Annotated in this window: 16 protein-coding genes; 5 read left to right on the top strand and 11 right to left on the bottom strand. The window is 54.9% G+C overall.

What is annotated here, in order from left to right:
• Window positions 1–3: 3 nt before the first annotated feature.
• Window positions 4–1005, top strand: a complete 1002-nt coding sequence (locus ACK56M_RS07450; RefSeq protein WP_085721740.1) for an NADP-dependent oxidoreductase — start codon at window positions 4–6, stop codon at window positions 1003–1005.
• Window positions 1006–1484: 479 nt separating this feature from the next.
• The gene (locus ACK56M_RS07445; RefSeq protein WP_075044081.1) at window positions 1485–1760 is read left to right on the top strand and encodes a DUF3077 domain-containing protein; all 276 of its coding nucleotides are present in this window, start codon (window positions 1485–1487) and stop codon (window positions 1758–1760) included.
• A gap of 188 nt (window positions 1761–1948) precedes the next feature.
• On the opposite strand, the gene pyrF is transcribed toward ACK56M_RS07445, so the two are convergent.
• Window positions 1949–2650: an orotidine-5'-phosphate decarboxylase gene (gene pyrF / locus ACK56M_RS07440; RefSeq protein WP_015269338.1), complete on the bottom strand. Its 702-nt coding sequence runs from the start codon at window positions 2648–2650 to the stop codon at window positions 1949–1951.
• A 181-nt stretch (window positions 2651–2831) separates the two neighbouring features.
• On the opposite strand from pyrF, the gene ACK56M_RS07435 reads away from it, so the two are divergent.
• A complete protein-coding gene (locus ACK56M_RS07435) occupies window positions 2832–2999 on the top strand; it encodes a DUF2897 family protein (RefSeq protein WP_010952850.1) in 168 nt (55 codons plus the stop codon).
• A 280-nt stretch (window positions 3000–3279) separates the two neighbouring features.
• Here the strand turns inward: ACK56M_RS07435 and ACK56M_RS07430 are convergent, their stop codons facing one another.
• On the bottom strand, window positions 3280–3615 hold the full coding sequence (locus ACK56M_RS07430) for a ComEA family DNA-binding protein (RefSeq protein ID WP_085590160.1): 336 nt from the start codon (window positions 3613–3615) through the stop codon (window positions 3280–3282).
• Window positions 3616–4155: 540 nt separating this feature from the next.
• Here ACK56M_RS07430 and wecB point away from each other — a divergent pair.
• Entirely contained in the window at window positions 4156–5316 is a 1161-nt protein-coding gene (gene wecB / locus ACK56M_RS07425; RefSeq protein WP_411959342.1) for a non-hydrolyzing UDP-N-acetylglucosamine 2-epimerase, read from the top strand.
• A 263-nt stretch (window positions 5317–5579) separates the two neighbouring features.
• On the opposite strand, the gene ACK56M_RS07420 is transcribed toward wecB, so the two are convergent.
• From ACK56M_RS07420 to ACK56M_RS07410, 3 genes are read right to left on the bottom strand one after another with little or no spacing between them, the layout of a single operon-like run.
• On the bottom strand, window positions 5580–6815 hold the full coding sequence (locus tag ACK56M_RS07420; RefSeq protein WP_411959341.1) for a glycosyltransferase family 4 protein: 1236 nt from the start codon (window positions 6813–6815) through the stop codon (window positions 5580–5582).
• The gene (locus ACK56M_RS07415; protein WP_411959340.1) at window positions 6812–8014 is read right to left on the bottom strand and encodes a glycosyltransferase; all 1203 of its coding nucleotides are present in this window, start codon (window positions 8012–8014) and stop codon (window positions 6812–6814) included. The genes ACK56M_RS07420 and ACK56M_RS07415 overlap by 4 nt, the downstream gene beginning before the upstream one ends.
• A gap of 28 nt (window positions 8015–8042) precedes the next feature.
• Window positions 8043–8384, bottom strand: a complete 342-nt coding sequence (locus ACK56M_RS07410) for an asparagine synthase-related protein (RefSeq protein WP_411959339.1) — start codon at window positions 8382–8384, stop codon at window positions 8043–8045.
• 89 nt (window positions 8385–8473) lie between these two features.
• On the opposite strand from ACK56M_RS07410, the gene ACK56M_RS07405 reads away from it, so the two are divergent.
• Window positions 8474–9454, top strand: coding sequence for an IS5-like element ISPpu18 family transposase (locus ACK56M_RS07405; protein ID WP_058178368.1), 981 nt, complete (start codon window positions 8474–8476; stop codon window positions 9452–9454).
• A gap of 135 nt (window positions 9455–9589) precedes the next feature.
• Here ACK56M_RS07405 and asnB read toward each other — a convergent pair whose 3' ends face one another.
• Genes asnB through ACK56M_RS07375 form a run of 6 tightly spaced genes read right to left on the bottom strand, consistent with a single transcriptional unit; the run spans window position 9590 to window position 22062 of the window.
• A complete protein-coding gene (gene asnB, locus ACK56M_RS07400; RefSeq protein WP_411959338.1) occupies window positions 9590–11167 on the bottom strand; it encodes an asparagine synthase (glutamine-hydrolyzing) in 1578 nt (525 codons plus the stop codon).
• Between the two features lie 12 nt (window positions 11168–11179).
• Complete coding sequence (locus ACK56M_RS07395; RefSeq protein WP_411959337.1) at window positions 11180–14239, bottom strand: PQQ-binding-like beta-propeller repeat protein; 3060 nt, start codon at window positions 14237–14239, stop codon at window positions 11180–11182.
• Between the two features lie 36 nt (window positions 14240–14275).
• Entirely contained in the window at window positions 14276–15604 is a 1329-nt protein-coding gene (locus ACK56M_RS07390; protein ID WP_411959336.1) for a glycosyltransferase, read from the bottom strand.
• A gap of 14 nt (window positions 15605–15618) precedes the next feature.
• Complete coding sequence (locus ACK56M_RS07385) at window positions 15619–19524, bottom strand: methyltransferase domain-containing protein (RefSeq protein WP_411959335.1); 3906 nt, start codon at window positions 19522–19524, stop codon at window positions 15619–15621.
• Window positions 19521–21287, bottom strand: coding sequence for an ABC transporter ATP-binding protein (locus ACK56M_RS07380; protein WP_411959334.1), 1767 nt, complete (start codon window positions 21285–21287; stop codon window positions 19521–19523). Before ACK56M_RS07380 ends, ACK56M_RS07385 begins: the two co-directional genes overlap by 4 nt.
• Window positions 21280–22062, bottom strand: a complete 783-nt coding sequence (locus ACK56M_RS07375) for an ABC transporter permease (protein WP_411959333.1) — start codon at window positions 22060–22062, stop codon at window positions 21280–21282. The genes ACK56M_RS07380 and ACK56M_RS07375 overlap by 8 nt, the downstream gene beginning before the upstream one ends.
• Window position 22063 lies beyond the last annotated feature (1 nt).

Raw genomic sequence — 22063 nt, 5'->3', positions numbered from 1 at the left:
GCCATGACCAACACCAACCGCCGCTTCCTGCTCGCCAAACGCCCGGTCGGCGCCGTGCGCCGTGACGACTTCAGCTTCGAGACCGTGCCCGCCGAACAACCCGGCGAAGGCCAGGTGCTGGTGCGCAACCTGTACCTGTCGCTGGACCCGGCCATGCGCGGCTGGATGAACGAAGGCAAGTCCTACATCCCGCCCGTGGCCCTGGGCCAGGTGATGCGCGCGCTGGGTGTTGGCGAGGTTGTTGCCTCCAACCATCCCAGTTACAAGCCGGGCGACCATGTAAGCGGCGCCCTTGGCGTGCAGGACTACTTCACTGGCGAACCCCAGGGCCTGCACAAGATCGACCCCAACCTGGCGCCCCTGCCCCGCTATCTGTCGGCGCTGGGCATGACCGGCATGACCGCCTATTTTGCCCTGCTGGACGTCGGCCAACCCAAGGCCGGTGACACCGTGGTGATTTCCGGCGCGGCTGGCGCGGTGGGCAGCATTGTCGGGCAAATTGCCAAGATCAAAGGCTGCCGCGTGGTCGGCATTGCCGGCGGCGCCGAGAAGTGCCAGTACCTGAAGGACGAACTGGGCTTTGATGGGGTGATCGACTACAAGGCCGAAGACGTGCTGGCCGGCCTGAAGCGCGAATGCCCCAAAGGCGTGGACGTGTACTTCGACAACGTCGGCGGCGACATCCTCGACGCCGTGCTGACCCGCATCAACTTCAAGGCACGCATCGTGATTTGCGGCGCGATCAGCCAGTACAACAACAAGGAAGCGGTGAAAGGCCCGGCCAACTACCTGTCACTGCTGGTGAACCGCGCGCGCATGGAAGGCTTCGTGGTGATGGATTACGCCAAGGATTACGGCAAGGCCGCGCTGGAGATTGCCGGGTGGCTGGCCAGCGGGCAGGTGAAGAGCAAGGAAGATGTGGTGGAAGGGCTGGAGACCTTCCCCGAGACCTTGCTGAAGCTGTTCAGTGGGGAGAACTTTGGCAAGTTGGTGCTGAAGGTATAAACCCCTCAACACTGCGCGGTCCCCTGTAGGAGCGGCCTTGTGTCGCGACGGGGTCGCGCAGCGGCCCCTCATTTGTAGCTTCGCCGCAGATATTGCCGGGGCCGCTTTGCGGCCCAATCGCGACACAAGGCCGCTCCTACACTGACCACCTATGCAGGAGCAGCGCGTCAGACTTTCCTGAACCTTGCCCCCACCGCTTCAGCTTGAAGCAGCAAGCGAACTATCCTACGCAGCGATCGGAAGCAGCTGAATTGTCGAGGAAATCCCTCAGGGATAACTTCACCGGGTCGCCATGTTGGTGACCGGGTGTGAGAACCTGTTATGCACTGCTGCTCCACTGTTCAATGGCAGCCATTCGCGGGCAGGCTTCGGCTTGGCCGGCGTCAGTGCACCGGTTTCTCACCCCGCGCAATGGCTGCCACCTTTGTCCGTGAGAAAGATCCGGGTGGTTGCTCCTCGTCACGCACTGGATTTTAACCATGAAAAAGTACACCCCCTCCCCCATCCTAACCGCAGGCCTGGAAACCTTCCTCGAAGCCGGCAACCCCACCCTGGACCTGCTCCGCGTACAACCCGGCATACCGATCGATGATGCCTACGAGCACGTGTCAGTCCTGCTGGGCTACATCAAGCACCTTGTGCGCGAAGGCGACATGGAAGATGACCACAAACTGCTGGGCTCCGCCGATTACCTGCTGGCCATGGCCAAGGCCCTGATGAACGACATCGAACTGGCCAAGAACAAGCTGCACTGACAGGCTTTGAGGGAACAACCCAAAATCCAAAAGCTGACTCACCCGCTCCCACAGGTCCAGCTCTGCCTGCGAGGCTGCGCTCTTCTGTGGGAGCCGGCTTGCCGGCGATCACCGCCAAAGGCGGTGCCATGTACCAAACAAAAAAGGCCAGCACTCTCGTGCCGGCCTTTCTTTACAACGCGGGCTACTTACCCACGAATCTCCGCCACCACCGCAGCCAACGCCTGCGCCGGATCGGCAGCCTGGCTGATCGGGCGCCCGATCACCAGGTAATCCGAACCCGCATCCAGTGCCTGGCGCGGGGTGAGGATACGGCGCTGGTCATCCTGCGCACTGCCCGCCGGGCGAATACCCGGGGTCACCAGTTGCAGCGACGGGTGCGCAGCCTTCAGTGCCGGGGCTTCCAGAGCCGAGCACACCAAACCGTCCATGCCAGCCTTCTCGGCCAGCGCCGCCAGGCGCAGCACCTGCTCTTGCGGGTCGACATCCAGGCCGATACCGGCCAGGTCTTCACGCTCCATGCTGGTCAGCACGGTCACGCCAATCAGCAACGGCTGCGGGCCGCTGCGCTTGGCCAGCTCTTCGCGGCAGGCCGCCATCATGCGCAGGCCACCGGAGCAATGCACGTTCACCATCCACACACCCATCTCGGCCGCAGCCCTCACCGCCATGGCGGTAGTGTTGGGGATGTCGTGGAACTTGAGGTCCAGGAACACTTCGAAGCCCTTGTCGCACAGGGTTTCGACAATGCCCGAAGCACTGCTGGTGAACAGCTCCTTGCCAACCTTCACCCGGCACAGCGCAGGGTCAAGCTGGTCAGCCAGCTTCAGGGCGGCCTCACGGGTAGGGAAATCCAGGGCGACGATCAGGGGCGTCTGGCAGGCGGACATGGGCAGGGTCTCTTGGCAAGTCGAAAACGGCGCGCATTGTAAACGAAGTGGCGCAGGCTTTGGGGCCCGCGGGTCACGGAATTGGCCCGGCAGTGGCTGGCTCCTATAATTGAACCAACGGAACGGGCAATTGCTCAACATTTGTACAAGCGCTGCCCATCACCAGCAAAGGAGAACGACAATGCCCTGGTATGCCTGGCTGATACTCATCATAGCCCTCGGCTCGATCGTCGGCGGGCTGATGCTGCTGCGCGACACCGCAAAAAAACTGCCACTGACCGAAGAACAGCTGCGCAAGGTGCATGAGCGCAATGCCGAAGCGGATGCCAAGGATGCGCAGGACCGCTAGCGCCCCCGCCGGTGGCTGGCAGGATCTGACCGCTGATACGGTCCATGTACCGTCGCAAGGCCGTTTTCATAGAGTTGCACATAACTCATTGAATCAGCAGGGTCCCTGTAGGAGCGGCTTTAGCCGCGAATACCGGCGCAGCCGGTGCCATGCACCGCGTTTGGTTCTTCGCGGCTAAAGCCGCTCCCACAGGGTACGCGGACCGCTTTTGGATTCAGTTCTCTGAATTGAATCTTCATGAAAGGCAGGGCCAGGACACAAACCCCAGCCCCCCTCCCCCCTATTCCACCATCACCTTGTCCCGGTTGCGCTCCAGCAACGCATTACCAATCCCCTTGATCTCTAGCAGCTCATCCACCGAAGCAAACGGCCCATTGGCCTCCCGGTAGGCCACGATGGCCTCAGCCTTGGCCTTCCCTATCCCGTTCAGCTCCTTCTGCAAAGTAAGCGCGTCAGCGGTGTTCAGGTCCAGCCGCTGCGGCTGCTGGGCCTGCTGCTGGCTTACCACCGGGACCGGCTCGGGCACCGCCGTGGCGCTGGCCGGGGCAGCGCTAAGGGAAAAGGACAGGCTGGCGAACAGCGGCAGCAGCAAGTACGACAGAACGTTGTTACGCATGGTGAACACTCCTGGGTTGGTCATTTTCCAGCAGCCGGTTTCCTTCAGCTGCGCAATCAACCCTAGCGGCAAGCCCGACATCGAAACAGCTACCATCATCGGCGAATGGTTACCAAATCGATCAATCACCCAGCCAACTTCGCCAACCCAAAAAAACAATCGCCTTTTCCCTCCACCACCCCAGCCCGAGAGCATTGGCGCCATGCATCACGGCCTGTAGCCGAATACCCGTTTGTCCGATGCCGCATTCACAGCAAAACCTGCCCACATTCCTACAACCTCCGGTGAACAAGGCCTGAGCAGGAACAACCGCACTCTCCAGCGGGCCATCCCGCCCTACGCCAACTGGCATCACATGAACCAACTGCTAGATTTTTTGAGCAATGGACAGCCGTTTGCTTGAAGGACCCCAAGCTGCATGCCCTCACCCACCCGCCGCTTGCCCTCGCTCCCGGCCCGTCCACAAGGCCAGTCTCCGCGCGCCTGCCCGGCCCCTTGTGGCCCACCCGTACCAGCCCGTCCAGCAAGAGGATCACCGCCGTGCCCCTCAAGACCCTCACCGTATTTGGCACCCGTCCAGAAGCCATCAAGATGGCCCCCCTTGCCCTGCAACTCGCCCAGGACGCCCGCTTCGAGTCGCGCGTGTGCGTCACCGGCCAGCACCGGCAAATGCTCGACCAGGTACTGGAACTGTTCGATATCACCCCCGATTACGACTTGAACATCATGAAACCCGGCCAGGACCTGACCGGCGTGACCACCGGGATTTTGCGGGGTATCCAGCCGGTACTGGCCGAATTCAAGCCCGATGTGGTGCTGGTGCATGGCGACACCGCGACCACTTTTGCTACCAGCCTGGCAGCCTATTACCAACAAATACCCATAGCCCACGTAGAAGCCGGCCTGCGCACCAATAACCTGTATTCACCCTGGCCAGAGGAAGGCAACCGGCGCCTTACCGGCACCCTGGCCGCCCTGCACTTCGCCCCCACCGCCACCTCGCGTGACAACCTGCTAAGGGAAGGCATCGACCCGGCGAGCATCTTCACCACCGGCAACACTGTGATCGACGCCCTGCTGGAAGTGGTGCACAAACTGGAGAGCCCGGCGCTGAGGGCACAGTTCGAGCGCCAGTTCGATTACCTGGCTGCCAACCGCCGCATGGTTTTGGTAACAGGCCATCGTCGCGAGAACTTTGGCGGTGGCTTCGAACGCATCTGCCAGGCTTTGGTACAGACGGCGCGCCAGTTTCCGGAGGTGGATGTAGTGTACCCGGTGCACCTCAACCCCAACGTGCGCGAGCCGGTCAACCGGCTGCTGGCGGATGTGGGGAATATCTACCTGATCGAACCACTGGATTACCTGCCGTTCGTTTATCTGATGAGCCGGGCGTATGTAATTTTGACCGACTCGGGGGGCATTCAGGAGGAAGCGCCGGCGCTGGGTAAGCCGGTGCTGGTGATGCGCGATACCACGGAGCGGCCAGAGGCGGTGGCAGCGGGGACGGTGAAGCTGGTGGGTACGGAGGTTGGGTCTATTGTCGGGGAGCTAGCAAGGTTGCTGACGGATGATGGGGCGTATCGAGAGATGAGCGTGGCGCATAATCCGTATGGGGATGGGAAGGCGTGCTGGCGTATAGTGGGGGCGCTTGCTGATTTGGCCGTTGCACTGGATGGTGAGATGGCACCCAACGGTACGTAAGCGATCCTTATACCCCATCTATCACCTGATATGCTTCCCGGCGGTAAGTGGGATTTACGGATCGTTTATCATCATGGTGTACTGGCTCCAGAAAGTAATCAGGAGCACAGCATCGGGGATCGGGTATAGAATTGGAATGGAAAGATAATGGACCGGTTACGAAATAGGTTCAATTGACCGCGACAGGAATGGGACCGAAAAAACTTCTGAACTTCCCTTGCCAAACATGGGCAGCCAATGCGATCCGTCAACGGCAAGCACTCTCAAGCTTGGTATTCCTCAGCCACCGTCAACAGCAGATCTTCCATAGCCTTACGGCTTCTGCTTGCTTCAAAGTACTTTTTCACATAATGCGCCCCGTTCTTCCCCATTTGCACCCGGCGCTCCTCTTGACCCATAAGATCAGCAATCAAGCCAGCAATTTGCCCACTGTCGTTTGGCGAAAAAGTCACGCCTGCCTTGGCTTTAGCAATGATCTGTTCCGCCTCACCTCGAACACCACTAATCACTGGTTTCCCGCATGCCATGTAATCCAGCAGCTTGGTGGGAATTGCGCCGCGGAACAATGGAATATCCTGCAGAGTGACAATGCAGAGATCAGCGGCACTAATGCACTCCCTAACCTGGTTCTTAGCAATAGGCTCCCAGCACTTAACATTGACCAGAGACAGTTCCGCCGCGCGCTGTTCGATGTCTGCTCGCTTCATTCCGTCACCGACAAGAAGGAACAACAGTCGACTGTCATCGCATTGAGCTGCAGCATCAAGAACAACATCAAGATTGTTGGCTTCGCCCATTGCCCCCATATATAAAACAATCTGTCGACTCTCCCAACCATGCCGACGCCTGAAAGCAAGGCCGGCTTCAGGATCAGGATAGAGCATATCACTATCGACCCCACAGGTTATAACCTCCAGTCTATGGGCAGGCCATCCGCGCGATTCGATATCGTCATGAATGCCTTGAGTCAACGTCACGATGCGTTTGGCCTGATCGTAGAGCAAACGTTCAATCCATGACATGATGGCAATAAGATATTTGTTACGCAGAATTCCCATTTGCACAGCAGATTCCGGCCACAGATCACGGACTTCTAATACCATAGGAATTCTACGAATCTTGCAGACCAACCACACAGAAAACATTGGGAAAATAGGGGGTGACGAGGCAAGCACAACATCAGGCTTGGAGACCCTCAGCAAACCGATTGGTGCGGTCAGGGAGAATGAAATGAAGCTCATCAACCGCCCAAGGTAACTACGATGTAGCTGGGTATAGGTAAAAGTGCGAATGACCTCGACGGCTCCATCTTGCTCCCTCCGAAACAATCGCTTGTACCAAGGCAGACTAGGCTGAGCAGTCTTCATATAGCCTGTTTCACCTGATACAACTGAAACTGAATGTCCTTGATGGACGAGATATTGTGTAAGTTCGTATACCAGTGAATGTCCCGGCGCAGAATGCCCCTGATAATACTGATAAACCACCGCAACTTTCATCTCAACCCCTCGTAAATCACCTGAAGCTTCCCACCTTCCTGCTGCCAACTTAGGGCCTGGCGAACAGCCTTCAGATTATCGCGCCAACGCTGCATTTGCTTTACATCACCAAAAAAATCCGTTATTGCCTCGGCAATCAGTAGAGAGCTACCTAAGTTCCTAACTTGCCCAATATCATTTCCCGCAACGAGCCGCTGTAACTCAGGCAGGTCACTTGCCAAGATAGGCAGACCTGCCGCAATAAACTCAAAGAGCTTGTTCGGCGTGCAGTAATAATTATTCAGACAGGTCGCCTGATAGGGAATAATTCCAGCATCTGCAGAAGCTGTGATTTCCAAGAGTCGGTGCTGGGGAACGGCTTGGTGAATGTGAACTCGTCGCTGCAAACCCTTCGAAACAATCAATTTCGATAATGCTCCACAGAGTTGCCCATCACCCAGCAGCACAAGGTGAACATCCTCGGCCCTCACCAGAGCAATGCTCTCAATTAATACGTCCAGATTCCGCCCGGCAGAAAATCCACCTTGGAACAACAGCACGCGGTGGTCGTGAGGTATGACGAAATGGTCATGTAGGTACCATGACCTTTCCTGCAATGGAGCTACCTTTTCTGCATTATGAATCACTGACACTTCCTCAATGCCATAACGCGACTCCAGTTCACGGGCAATTGACGGATTTACTGTAATGACGCGATCACAGGCTCCAATATGACGTTGCTCAATCTTTGCCCAATTCTTCTGTTCACCGCGAGAAAACTCTTGCTCGCAGAACAACTCATGACTGTCATAAACCAGTGCCGCATTGAATACCTGCGCCAAAGTACGCCCCACTGATAGCATGGGCAAATCATGAGCAACCACGACATCAGCAATGTGCTGTCGTCCTTCAGGTAAGAACAGATTCAGATAGAACTTCTCCTGGTCGACAATGAACCGCCAAGCGAGCGATTTCATCCAACGCATCACACGCCCGTTCATTGGTAGCCATCTGCGGAACAGTCTATATGCTTCAAGCACACGATTCTCTTTACGAGCGAATCTCTTGGTGCTCGCTCCGATACGCCGTACTCGTTCGTCATCAACTGTTACGAGACTATCCAACGGCATCGCCAGGATAGATACCTCCCAACCAACCTCCTGCAGGCTGTCTGCCTGCAGGAGGATTCGCCGATCAATCTGTCGATCGTTGGTCAGCATCAGAATCCGTTTGCCACTCTTTACGGATTCAGACCCCACTTGGTTGCATGTCTCTGTCAATGAAGATGCGGTGCCACAGTTCTAGGCTCAACAGGCCCCATACCACACGTCCGAATTCCCGCTCATTACCGAGCATGTTTTCAACTACATCCAGATTGTACAAGCCGCGGCGACGTGCGTGGTCGGACAACAATGTGTCGCGAACAAACTCACGAGCAACTCCTTTGGTCCACTGGGTAAGTGGAGTTGGGAAGCCCATCTTGTCTTTACGGGCGGTGATGTTGTGAGGTATTGCACTCTTCACCGACTCCTTGAAGAGATGCTTCATGCGACCGCCCGCAAACTTGATATTTGGCGGAATAGTGGCCATGAACTCGACAATTCGATGATCTAGGGAAGGTCTGAAAAAGACTTCCTGAATCTGGTGAAATACGCCGATCCCGCCAGCCGAGTTTTTCCATGAAGCAGATGACCTTCGCCGACGCCGAGTACGCCGGCAAGCGCAAGCAGACCCGTAAGGAATTGTTCCTGATCGAGATGGATCAGGTGGTGCCGTGGAAGGGATTGATTGCCCTGATCGAGCCACACTACCCAAAGGGTGAAGGTGGTCGTCCAGCCTATCCGCTGATGGCCATGTTACGTATCCATCTGATGCAGAACTGGTTCGGCTACAGCGACCCGGCCATGGAAGAAGCGCTCTACGAGACGACCATCCTGCGTCAGTTCGCCGGGCTGAGCCTCGAGCGTATTCCCGACGAAACCACCATCCTCAAGTTCCGTCGCTTGCTGGAGAAACATGAGCTGGCAGCCGGCATCCTCGGCGTAATCAATGGCTACCTGGGGGATCGCGGCCTGTCGCTGCGCCAGGGCACTATCGTCGATGCCACACTGATCCACGCGCCCAGCTCGACCAAGAACCAGGACGGCAAGCGCGACCCGGAAATGCACCAGAGCAAGAAAGGGAACCAGTATTACTTTGGCATGAAGGCGCACATCGGCGTGGATGATGAGTCGGGGCTGGTACACAGCGTGGTAGGCACGGCAGCCAACGTGGCGGATATCACCCAGGTCGAAAAACTGCTGCACGGTGACGAGAACGTCGTCTGCGCCGATGCCGGCTACACCGGCGTCGAAAAGCGCCCCGAACATGCTGGCCGCGAAGTGATCTGGCAGGTCGCAGCACGCCGCAGCACCTACAAGAAGCTCGATAAACGCAGCGCCCTGTACAAAGCCAAGCGCAAGATCGAGAAGGCCAAGGCACAAGTGCGAGCGAAGGTCGAGCACCCGTTTCGAGTGATCAAGCGCCAGTTCGGTTACGTGAAGGTGCGCTTCCGTGGCCTGGCCAAGAACACCGCTCAGCTGGTGACGCTGTTCGCGCTGTCGAACCTATGGATGGCGCGCCGACATTTGCTGACTACCGCAGGAAAGGTGCACCTGTAATGCGGAAAATGGCTGCTGCGAGGTGCTCGCGGCGGCCAAAAACGGAGAACTGAGCGGGTTACCTGGTCGAATTTGATCGACGGCCCGCTTTCAAAAGCAGCGAGGGCTGAAGTCGACCGGAAATACAGGGCTACTTCAGACCTTCCCTAGCAGCGGCACTCTCGACTCGATAGAGGAAGCCATGCTTGTCCGATCTTCGACATGCAACAAAGCAGGAAGCGAACCTTTGAGGTCAAAGTAGGTCATTTTATTGACCAGAGAGTGCAATTCGTCCCGGTTGAAGATCCGCTGGAAGGACTCGAACGGAGAATAGTTCTGACCGCTGCGCAGCGCTTCCTGGTTGAATAACTGCGACATACCATCACTGCGATCAACCAGGCTGAAGTAACGCTGGTCATGCGATCCAAACAGTCCATCTTTCCACAAGCCCTGCAGCATCGGCTGATAGGTCGCCAGCAGAGGCAGGTTAGGGACTATTGACTCCAGTGATACTGCGTAGCGATTCTGATTAGCAGTCTGGTAAATGGCACCCGAGAGGCACTTTTCCAGGTAGGTTGCCATGTAGCGTGCGTAGCCTATGAACAGTTCATCACCGCCCTGCCCCCCCATGACTACCTTCACGTGCTTGCTTGCAAGCTGAGAAACATAGTACTGGGGAATTACGCCAGGACCTGCTAGCGGTTCGTCCATGTAGTACATGAGACGAGGGAGTACCTCCGGCAGTTCATTACCTGCAGGAATGAAAATTTCATTGTAAGCAGTCCCAGCAAAGGCGGAAACCTCCTTCGCGTAACCCGTCTCATCAAATTGTGGTCCTTCATTAAAGGCACCGGTGAAGGTCTTAAGCTGTTCACCTCCCATCATCCGAGACGCTAGACAGACTACCGCACTAGAGTCAAGCCCGCCCGAAAGATGGGCTCCCAATGGAACGTCCGAACGCAGATGCAGACGAATGGAGTCATCAATTAGACCAGCTAAGGTATCAATGAAGTAACGTTCGTCATGCTCTTCATCAATATTGTAGTGCAGATCCCAATACTGTCGCACCTGGAACCTCAACGTATCGCCAACGTACGTAGCAGACAGGCAATGACCGGGCTCCAGTTTCTGAATCCCCTTGAACAGCGTTTTGTCGTCAAGGCAGAACTGGAACGTCAGATAATCCTGAAGGCCCTCAGCAGATGCCTGAGCCCGAACCGAATCGTCGGCGAGAATGGCCTTGATTTCGGAGGCAAAGAGTAAACGCTTACCATCAAAACTGTAATAGAACGGCTTTATCCCAATGCGATCCCGAGCACAGAACAGCTTTTGCTCATACTTATCCCAGATGGCGAAAGCGAACATACCAACAAGTCGATCAACGAACGATTCACCCCACTCCCGGTACGCATAGAGCAATACTTCAGTATCGGAGTAGCTATGAATCGGATGACCTTTGCCAATCAGTTCGCGGCGCAGTTCCAGGTAGTTATAGATGGCGCCGTTGAACACAACGATAAAGCGCCCATCCTCAGTAACCATTGGTTGCTTTCCATGCTCTGGATCGATAATCGCCAGGCGGACATGACCCAGGCCCATAGGGCGATTTTCATCCAGCCAGACACCGTCACCATCAGGGCCACGGTGGCGGATGGCATTCATCATTGAACGCAAGCCGTCCTGCACCTGCAGAGGTGACCCAGACGTCGCGAGCCATCCCGAGATTCCACACATAATACATTCGTCCTAGAAATAAGCAGACATCAATTCTTCAGCAGAAGAATAAGTTCGAGTGACAGTGGCGCCGTAGAAGAACCCTGCGCCCCGGAAAACTTGCAGGGCTGGGTTGACCTGATAGAAACTCAGGTCTGCCGAGTAGTTACACTTACCCTGAAGCATGGACTCAAGTGAGCAACGGTATTCTACGCCCAGTGTCGGGTCGTACACGGAGGTACGCCCTTTGCGCTTAACTTCGACTACACTATGTATGCGCCCATCAAGAGCACTAAGATCAAACACTTGCCATTGCGCTCCCTTCGGCAGTCGATTAACAAAAACAAGGGCGTAATTACCGCAATGTGCATCCTCTCCTGCACCGATCATATTTTCGATATCAACAAGGCTCTTGCCCTTACTGTCATCAAACTTGCTCAAGCCTTTGCCATAGTCGAACTCAGCGCTGACCGAGGCGGCAAGACGACGAAGTTCACTATCACCGTCAACTGTATTGGAAGCAAACATCGGCGTGAGCGATCGTAGGATCAAGCGCCCCTGCCCCTTCCCGTCCAGTAATTTCACCCGATAGTATGGATAGGCAGACTTTGTTTGAACATGAATATCGGAAAACAAGTAACCAGAGATATTATAAGGATTGGGTACCTGGTACTGCCCAAGCGAAACCTCTTGTTTAAACTCTGGATCTCTTGCAGCCAAGACCTCGATATGCTGACCGATCTCTGCCCCTGAGTACCATCCCAGTGTAACCCTCGCCAGATTACCTCGCACAGTACTTGCCATGCACACGGAAGACGTCTCTTTCGCGACGGCAGAGTAATAGTCATTCAATGAGGTCGAGTCGAGCGCTTCAATACCGAACCCTGGATAAGTTTGCGCGCCAGGGCAGGAAACAAAGGAGTACGGACCGGTCGTACCGGTCGATACAGATTGCTCCTTGCTCATAACAGGACTGATTTGGCGCAAGATCAAACGATTTTGCGCACCGCCATCTGTAACTTTGAGCCAGAAACGTTTGAAGCCAGCCGGATTATCGAAGTCCAGACTGGATAGCGCATAACCATTGCGCTCCACAACCTCAAGACTGGTATATTTCCCAACTATTTCCCACTGCGATTTGCCATCCCCTTTATCTCCGGCATCTCCATAGATCTCAATTGACTTAGGCGCCGTAGCGCTATCATTCCAGATAGCTTCAACACCATGAACAATACCTTGTCCTTTGGCATTGAAACAAATACTGGAGTGCTCGAGATCTATTGCAGACAAATAGTCCGCTAGCGTGGCCGTCTTCAGCGCGTCAACACCATAGCCATCGTAGTAACTACCTTGGGCGCAGTCATCAAAACTCACACCTTGCTGTGAAGTACCATCTACGGTTACACCGGTAACCATCCCCACCAGTGAGTACTCAGCTAGTTGAAGATAGGGATACCCGACGGTGTTTTTATAATAGGACTTTGCTGCTTCCTTCAGCTTATCGATATCGCAATGCTGCGACTGGCACTGATCATAGGCCAGTTTGAATTCTCGACCTGCCGGAGAAATGAAAGCTTTATCAAGATAACGCTGGAAGGTGGCATAATCCAAGCCCATCATTTCAAAGCCCAGCAATGAAAAAAGGTGCTCGACGTCTACCCAACCACGCTTGTCCAGATACGCGTAGTAAGCGTCGGCAGCCTCCCCCACCTCATCGACCAAGTATTTAAAGGGAAGGCCTCCCGTGCCCGACACAAGAGCGTCACCAACCTTCCACGAGTCAATACCGATGAACTTAGGCAACAAGATGCTTGGACGCCCCTCTTTAGAGTTAATCGCCAGCAAAGTAGTCGAACTCGATGAAAAGAGCAGACTTACCTTGCCAGAGGTGTAACCCTGCATAAAGTATATATAAGCACCTGGATTAAATAGACTGCCGGTATCCGGAACATTATAGACTGCACCCTCGCCAACCGGATAGAGTTGACCAAAGCCCAGCCCGTAATCCTTGCCAGCAATTTTCACTGCATAACCGGACTTATCCCGATAGTTATCCCAGCCCTTCCCAAACACCGGTAGTTGCTGTGCGCTCTCCGGCCATTGCTCCTTGTTCAAGGAGTACTTTTCGGTGAGACTCATATCCTTTTGTTTGAGAAAAACCAGACTCCCACGCATCGAAGACAAAACTATCAACTCATCGCCATCTGGAACACTGGCATACGGGTAGTTCAGCAAGTTATGGGCAGGGCCGTTTCCGCCAGTGTAGCGAATAGCATCCAGCGTTTTCGGATCAATGACACTAACATATCCGGACTGGGGGTCCGATACGACGAGGTTGCCATCTGCCAGCGGATAGATCGAGGTTGGCCACATATAGGTTGCGGTCATTGGATCCCAACCCATGGCTCCTTTGGCACGTAGCACTTGGCCCGATTTCAGGTCCAACTCATAGAGCTTACGTTCAGTGAGGCCTGTCGCGTAAACCTTGCCATTGCTAACCGTTACGCCATGTGCCTGAGGAACGGAGGCGGCCCATACCTGTTTCTTCGTCTTGGTATCGAAAGCAACAATCGTTCCTGCGTCATAGTTAGCACTCAGGAGTAAGCCGCTCTCTTTATCCACCACTACGTTTTCAGGGCCCCGTGTGTCGGGGGATGAAAACTCACCCGCCACCACAAAAGTACAGTTTTCTGCATCAACTGAACCTTCTAAAACGTTATTTCCTTTGTAGTTAGCAACAAAGAGGTGACCCTCCTCAGTTGCGTAGACACCCGTCGGATTGTAGATTGCTCCGCCAGTGGATTTCGCATCAAGTGAACTGCCGGACATGCCTTTTGCATCAAGCCTGCATAGCGAGGCGTCATCACGCTTGAAGAGAATCAAGTCTTGATAGTTAGCAAGCACATACTGCCGCTGCCCTAGAGGCGCAACAGAAACATAATTGTTCTTTAAATTTGCACCAACTTCCCCGGCAAAACCAATCAACACCGGGCTCTTATCAAGATCAAGTGCAAAGTAGCCACGCTGCTCGTCCTTGCATGCCGATAGGCCGACGCATAAAGCGATTGCGCCACCCAAAACACGGAACTTCATATACACCTCGAAATCCAAATTCCAAAAATGCCGTATTTAGGCGCTACGCTTAAGCAACAAGCTTTGCATAGCTTGACCATAAATGCTTCCTTGCCCACTCCAGGCCAACTCACCACGCCTCAACCGGATTGCGCTACGCCACTGGGGCAAGGCATTCTGCGAAAATGCTGCGTCAATACTACGGGCAATATCCTTCGAACTCTTCATTTTTGCAGAGCAGCCAAAACCGTTAAGTTTCACGAAACGATTAAGTTCCGGAGAATCATTTGCTAATATAGGAAGCCCGGCCTGAATAAACTCAAACAATTTATTGGGCGTGCAAAAATAAGAGTTCAGATCGACATGCGGGTACGGAATAATACCAATGTCAGCAGAAGCACTGTGCTGCAGCAGTTCGGACTGGGGTACTGCTGGCAGGAAATGAATGCGGTTACCCATCAAATTGAGCTTACCCGCCTTTAACTTCAGCAAGTCTCCAAATGCACCAAAGCCCATCATGACAAGATCCACATCAGGCGTCTTCACATGGGCCATGGCTTCAACCAGCGACTCAAGGTTACGATATGGTGCAAAGCCGCCCTGAAACAAGAGAATCCGCCGTTCGGCGGACAGTCCGAGCTTCTCCCTAAGTAAGTCATAGCGTGCTTCGGGATCAAATTCGGCGGGCGGATCGATTGCGTTTAGCAGTGTAACAGGCTTGGTAATTCCGTAACGCCGAGACATCTCTTCGCCGATCGATTCATTGACAGCAAAGACCAGATCAGCCTTTTTGATTTGAGTTGCTTCAGCCATCGAGCAGATCTGGCGCTGGATAGCAGAAAATGATTTCTGCTCGGGATAAAGCTCATGGGCGTCATACACCAATGGTACCCCCCATGCGTTCGCTAGTTCGGCACCAGCTTCCAACGCCGGCAAGTCGTGCACCTGAACAACGTCAGCCGTGTGCGGTAAACCATGCTTGACGAATGCCTGACGGAAAGGCAATGGATCATGCAAGCTACGGTTGCGATAACGCGCCAATAGAAGAAACTTGTATAGCGCCCAGTTCAGCTTGCTGCCGAAGTTGAACGTCCGCTGGAATACGCCCAGGCGCTTAGGGTAACGATTGGCGCCCCAGTTAAGCAAATCGTTCAACTTGTACTGTCGCGACATATACCCATTATAAGTAGGATTCTCCGGGACAATATCATTCAAACCGATACGCGTCAGCTGAAATCCTTCCTGCGTCGTTTCATCAGTAGTGTCACCGTTGTAAGACAGTGCCAGCAAACGAACAGAGTGCCCTTGTTCAATCAAAGTAACAGCCTGTGCCACCACCCGACGATCCAAATGTTGGTCGTGGCACAGCATCAATACTTGAGCCATCAGACTCGCCTCCCTTATCTCTCGCCGCGCAGCCTCGCAAATACGTTCCTGACGGCAGCTCCTAATCGGTTTTCCAAGTGTTGGTTCAATTGCGTCAGACGAAGTTGGCAAGCGTGCATGGCCGCATGCAATTGCTCTTTATCTGCTTTCGTCTGATTTAGTACGCCCTGGAGACTCTCCAGTGACTTTTCAGCTTCTTGAGAGCGGTTGCTCAGTTCTTCTATCTGCCCCTGCAACTCAGCGAATGCCACATACAACTGCTTCAGCTCCTCGCCATGATTTAGATCCTCTTGGCGAATATGTTCACTCAAGACCTCACACTGACTATTCAGCTGGTTGACTTGCTGCAGCGCCTCTTGCAATTGCTGTAACAAGGCAGATTGCTCTGCTATGAGATTCTGTATTTGCACAGCCGATTGATCGGCCTCTATGGCTCGCACGATCAATGCCTCACGCTCTGCAGAGAGATTCTCTACCTGAACAGCCAGCTGCTCCACCTCAGCAGCACGCGCAAGAAGAACCTCATTCTCGGCACTGAGGTTCTGCAAGTCGACCGCATGACGCTGAGCCTGTTTGGCGACAAGGAGCAATTCATCTCGCTCTGCCACCAGGTTCTGCACAGCCACTGCAAGTCGATCGGCTTCGCCAGCCCGCAGAAGCAATGCGTCCCGCTCCGCGGCGAGATTCTCTACCTGGACAGCCAGCTGCTCTGCTTCGGTAGCACGCGCAAGTAGAGCCTCATTCTCGGCGCTGAGGTTCTGCAAGTCGACCGCATGACGCTGAGCCTGTTTGGCGACAAGGAGCAATTCATCTCGCTCTGCCACCAGGTTCTGCACAGCAACTGCAAGTCGATCGGCTTCGCCAGCCCGCAGAAGCAATGCGTCCCGCTCCGCGGCGAGATTCTCTACCTGGACAGCCAGCTGCTCTGCTTCGGTAGCACGCGCAAGTAGAGCCTCATTCTCGGCGCTGAGGTTCTGCAAGTCGACCGCATGACGCTGGGCCTGTTTGGCGACAAGGAGCAACTCATCTCGCTCTGCCAACAGGTTCTGCGCAGCCACTGCGAGTTGATCGGCTTCGCCAGCACGTAGAAGCAATGCATCCCGCTCGGCGGCGAGACTCTCTACTTGGACAGCCAGCTGCTCTGCTTCGGTAGCACGCGCAAGAAGAGCCTCATTCTCGGCGCTGAGGTTCTGCAAGTCGACCGCATGACGCTGGGCCTGTTTGGCGACAAGGAGCAACTCATCTCGCTCTGCCATCAGATTCTGCACAGCCACTGCAAGTCGATCGGCTTCGCCAGCACGTAAAAGCAATGCGTCCCGCTCGGCGGCGAGATTCTCTACTTGAACAGCCAACTGCTCTGCCTCGCTAGCACGCGCAAGAAGAGCTTCATTCTCGGCGCTGAGGTTCTGCAAGTCGACCGCATGACGCTGGGCCTGTTTGGCGACAAGGAGCAACTCATCTCGCTCTGCCAACAGGTTCTGCGCAGCCACTGCGAGTTGATCGGCTTCGCCAGCACGTAGAAGCAATGCATCCCGCTCGGCGGCGAGACTCTCTACTTGGACAGCCAGCTGCTCTGCTTCGGTAGCACGCGCAAGAAGAGCCTCATTCTCGGCGCTGAGGTTCTGCAAGTCGACCGCATGACGCTGGGCCTGTTTGGCGACAAGGAGCAACTCATCTCGCTCTGCCATCAGATTCTGCACAGCCACTGCAAGTCGATCGGCTTCGCCAGCACGTAAAAGCAATGCGTCCCGCTCGGCGGCGAGATTCTCTACTTGAACAGCCAACTGCTCTGCCTCGCTAGCACGCGCAAGAAGAGCTTCATTCTCGGCGCTGAGGTTCTGCAAGTCGACCGCATGACGCTGGGCCTGTTTGGCGACAAGGAGCAACTCATCTCGCTCTGCCACCAGATTCTGCACAGCCACTGCAAGTCTATCCGCTTCGCTAGCACGCAGAAGCAATGCGTCCCGCTCTGCACTCAAATTCTGGATCTTTACTGATTGCAGCTGCGCCTCGTCCAGAAGCTTGTACAGTTGCTCTCGCTCAGCGGACAGATTTTGAACTGTTACTGCCAGCTGATCAGCATCATTAATTCGCGCCAGCATGGCTTCACGCTCTACGTTGAGAGTCTGCATACCGGCCTCCAGCTGGTCGGCAGCGGATGCCCGCAACAATAACACTTCACGTTCAGCCCGTAGATTTTGTACCTCTACTGCGAGGCGGTCAGCTTCAACAGCCTGAGCCTGCAACGCAGATAGCTCGCCCCCGAATGAGGTCTGTGATTCTGTGATTACAGCCTGGAGGGCATCACGCTCCGCTGTCAGGTTTTGCAAATCGACAGCCAATCGATCAGCCTCCGCTGCCCGCAGCAACAACGCATCACGCTCCGCAGTGAGGTTTTGCACATCTACCGCCAAACCCTGTAACTCTCGGGCCTGGGCTATCAGATCTTCGCGCTCGGCAGACAGGTTCTGAACTTGCACACGCAGATCGTTAATACCACTTGCAAGATTGCTATTAGCTGCCGCTGCACCTTCAATTGCCAAGGCTTGCTCGAAGCACTCTTCCATCCCCCTCATTGCCTGGGCAGGCGTAGGTTCAGGTACGGCAGAAACTGGCTCAAGACTGACCGGATCAAACCAAAGCGGCTGAGCAATCTGTATATAAAGTGGACCTGACTCGTGCTGAAGTGGCAGGTATGTACACAGGGCTTCTTTGTCAGGATTCGACCAGTAAATCTGTGGGCCGCTTCCAAGCTGAATGCTTGCAAACGGCTCCTGACGGTCGAAGGACACCAGAACACCGTAGTACCCAGGAATCGGACTACGTGCCAGTGATACTTCGCGCACGTTCTGCCCCTCTTCAAGCACGCAGCCGTCGAAAAGGCAGCCGGCCCCGTCCTCCACCAGCAAGTGCAATGGGCCCGTACTCCCTTCACGACGCACAACTGTCAACTTAGGTTGCGCCTCATAAAGCGGGAACTGCGCCCTCCAACTCCCATCCACACCTGCCACATATTGCGCAACTTGGCTGTAGGGCTGAAGGTTGTCGTTTGGTTGTTGCCGAGTGAGGTCAATCAAAGAGGCCGATTGAACAAATTTTTCCGCCTGCACCAATTCGGGAAGCCTAATTGCAGCCCCGTCACGCTCGAAGATCACCAGGATTTCGCTGTGGCTGCGGCAGTAGCGGTGCTGCGTCAGGACCGGATAGAGCTTGCTACCTAAGGAGCGAGCCAGCAATGAAGGTAATGGTGCGATCTCTGTGGCCTTGCTCCCCGCACTCCCGCAACGGGAGCACATAGCGGCTTCCCATCCCGACCACTCGTCCAGCACCTCACGCCGTAAATGAGTCTCTGGAGGTAACATCGCGCTCCAGGGCTCGCCCGAGAGAATGGTTGCCCGCACTCGCCAACCAGCAGGCGCACGACGGTGCATGTCGCCAATATCGTAACTGCGCTCATGCCAGTTCACATGGTAGTGATGGCCACAAGCTTCGCAACGGGCAGTCGCATCCAGTAACTCTTCGCGGAACGGTACTGCCACCATAACCGCCTTCGCGGCCACTCGGAATAATTCATTCCAGGCCTGAGTTTCCTCAGCATCTGGCATGTGCTCCAGAGCATCAGTGCTAATGGTCACGTCAAAGGTGCCGTCGGCAAACGGCAAAGCCTGCGCATCGCCCTTGACCCCAGTAAAAGGTAGGCGCGACAGCGCCTCCTCACTACTGTCCAGACCGACCAGTCGCAAACTTTTGGTCTGCAACAGTCGCGAAGTCACCTTGCCGTCGCCACACCCAACATCCAGCGCCGTATGAATACCCTCAGGCCAAGCATCAAGCACAGCCTGCAGTAAATTGCGCTGACCAAGCTGCAGCGGCTGGTCCCAAACTTGTGCGGATCCATACAGGCGAATGTCTTGACTCAAGTGATCTGCTCCCAATTAACGGGTTGGTTGACCACGCCAATCTGAACATGGATACCTGGTGGAGGCAGCACCTTCAGTGCATGGCAGCGGTCATGGAGGTCGTAAGAAGCAGGTTCGACCGCCGACGCCAGATTTAGCTCCCTGAACAAGGCAACAGACACCAAATAATCACCAGGCCCTAATAGCAACGGGGCGAAGTTCACTCGGATTCCGCCCTTGCCTTCGAGTCGCGGGAAATGCTTGCCGGCCATGCTCGCAATGACCTGCATGACGCAGGTTCCATCTGGTCGATAGATCGCCACTACCGGCACAGGATCCATGACAGGCTGGGCTGCATCGTAGCCGATCACCGCAAATGCAGGCTCGCCGCTGATAAGAGTGTGCCTGCGTTCGGATTCACCATCGAAAAAGCCAAAACCTGTGATACGAACTTCACCGCTACCATAGCGATCTTCGCTACTAAGCTCCTGCAGTTCAGAAAGCAGCTCTGCACTTTCACTTCCCCCGATGGCAGTAGTCGCACAAAGCGCTAAGCGCGTCGTCTGCCAATCACTCTCACAAGAAGTATCAAACTCGGCCAGATGGGTATATTCAGCACTTTCAGCATCATATTGTTCGAGTAGAACGCCCTCAGAGCCGCTGGCCTTGTACTCTATCTGCACCCAGGCGCTTTTGGGTACAATCGCCGGCCAGACGATCTGCAGTGGTGCATGCTGATAACGCCCGCCAAAATCACCAAATGCCCAGCAGGGGCCCTGTGTTTCACGCTCAAGGTATTTCCAGTTCATGAACTGCGGATCGACGATCAGGGCGGAGCCCCCAGACTGCGGGCCTTGCAGATCGATCTGACCAAGTACCCCGCTTTCGTCACCATACTCTACCGAACGAACCAGCAGCGGTTGGCGCGGAGCCACGCTATCGCGACCGATAAATCGCAGGAGGCTTGTCTGACTCCCACCTCCCTGCAATGCCATTACCTGACCGCGAGTTAGAGACATACTCTTGGCGCGGACCCTGCGCTCCTCTTCATCACGAACACTAGCCAGGTAGGACTTGCTCACCGGCAGCAATGGCCCATCCTGCCGAACCCGCCCCGCCTCCAGCCAGATACCACGATCACAGAGCATTTGCACAGAGCTGATATCGTGTGACACGAACAGGATCGTAGCGCCTTGGCTCGTCAGGTTTTTCATACGCTGGATGCATTTACCTAAGAAGTACGCATCGCCAGCACCGAGAATCTCATCAATGATCAGCACTTCCGGAGTCATTGTTGTGGCGACGGCAAACGCTAGTCGCGCGTACATACCGGCCGAATATTCCTTAACCGGCCGCTGAAGGAATGAGTCCAGTTCAGTGAAATCAGCAATTTCCTCAATGCACTCATCCATTTTTGCCGGAGCCACCCCTTGGAAGGCTAAGGCTGAGCGGATATTTTCCACGCCAGTAAAGTCAGGGTGGAAACCTGTGCCCAAAGTCATCAGGGCCTGTACCTGCCCATTAACCCGAATGGTACCGTTATCGGCGCGCATCTGCCCTGAGATAAGGCGCAGCAAAGTACTCTTACCTGCACCATTGCGGCCAATCAACGCAACTTTCTCACCACGAGCAATATTAAAGTTTATATCGGTAAGCGCTTGAAAGTTGTCATAGCGCTTACGAGAAACAGGCAAGCCCAGCGCATCAAGAGCGCGCCATCCTGGGTGCTGAAAGCGCCGGAAGGTCTTGCAGACCCCGGCTAGAGAGATCGCAATATCAGACATGGTCGATAAACAATGGCTTCAGTCGGGTAATAAGAGCTCCGCCCAGGCAGAACAACACACATGCAAATAAAGTGAAAAGACCTAATTGCTCCAATGGCACCGTCCCCTGCATCAAGCATGCTCGATACAACTCCATCAGCCATGCCAGAGGGTTGAAATGCAGGATAGCGTTGAGCCCTTCCGGTACCATGTCGGCGGTATAGCCAATAGGCGAGATCATCATTAACATCAGAACCAGAACAGGAATGGACTGCTGCAGATCACGAAAGAACACAGTAAGTGTTGCCGTAATCCAAACCAGGCCGAGAACCATGATGATCTGTAGCAGATAGATCACCGGCACCAATAAGTGCGTCCAGTAGAACCCGTGATAATAGATGACCGCCCCCCACAACAAGAGCATCCCCATACCCATCGTGGTATGACCGATTAGCACATCCCGCGCCACCACTAATTCGATGGGGAATAGTGTATTCATCAACAAGTCCCGGTTGGCGACGATACTAGTTGTGCCGACACCAAAAGCCTCGGAAAACGCCAAGAACGGAACTAGGCCCGAAAACACCACAAGGATGTAGTCCATGGTACCTAAGCCCGGTATGCGCACCTGCAAAATCTGCACGAATACAAGGCTATACATGCCGAGAAACAGCAGCGGGTAAAGTAGCAGCCAGAGCGCGCCCAGCGCATTGGCACTGGTGCGCTTTTTCAAGCCCTGAACAACAGTCGAGTGCAGGATCCGGCGATGCTTTAGAAGGCTCGCTAGAGCGCCCATA

Origin of the sequence: Pseudomonas sp. s4 (assembly GCF_046764235.1) — a bacterium.
Taxonomy (GTDB): Bacteria; Pseudomonadota; Gammaproteobacteria; order Pseudomonadales; family Pseudomonadaceae; genus Aquipseudomonas; species Aquipseudomonas asiatica.
This window is presented reverse-complemented; position numbering and strand designations above follow the sequence as displayed.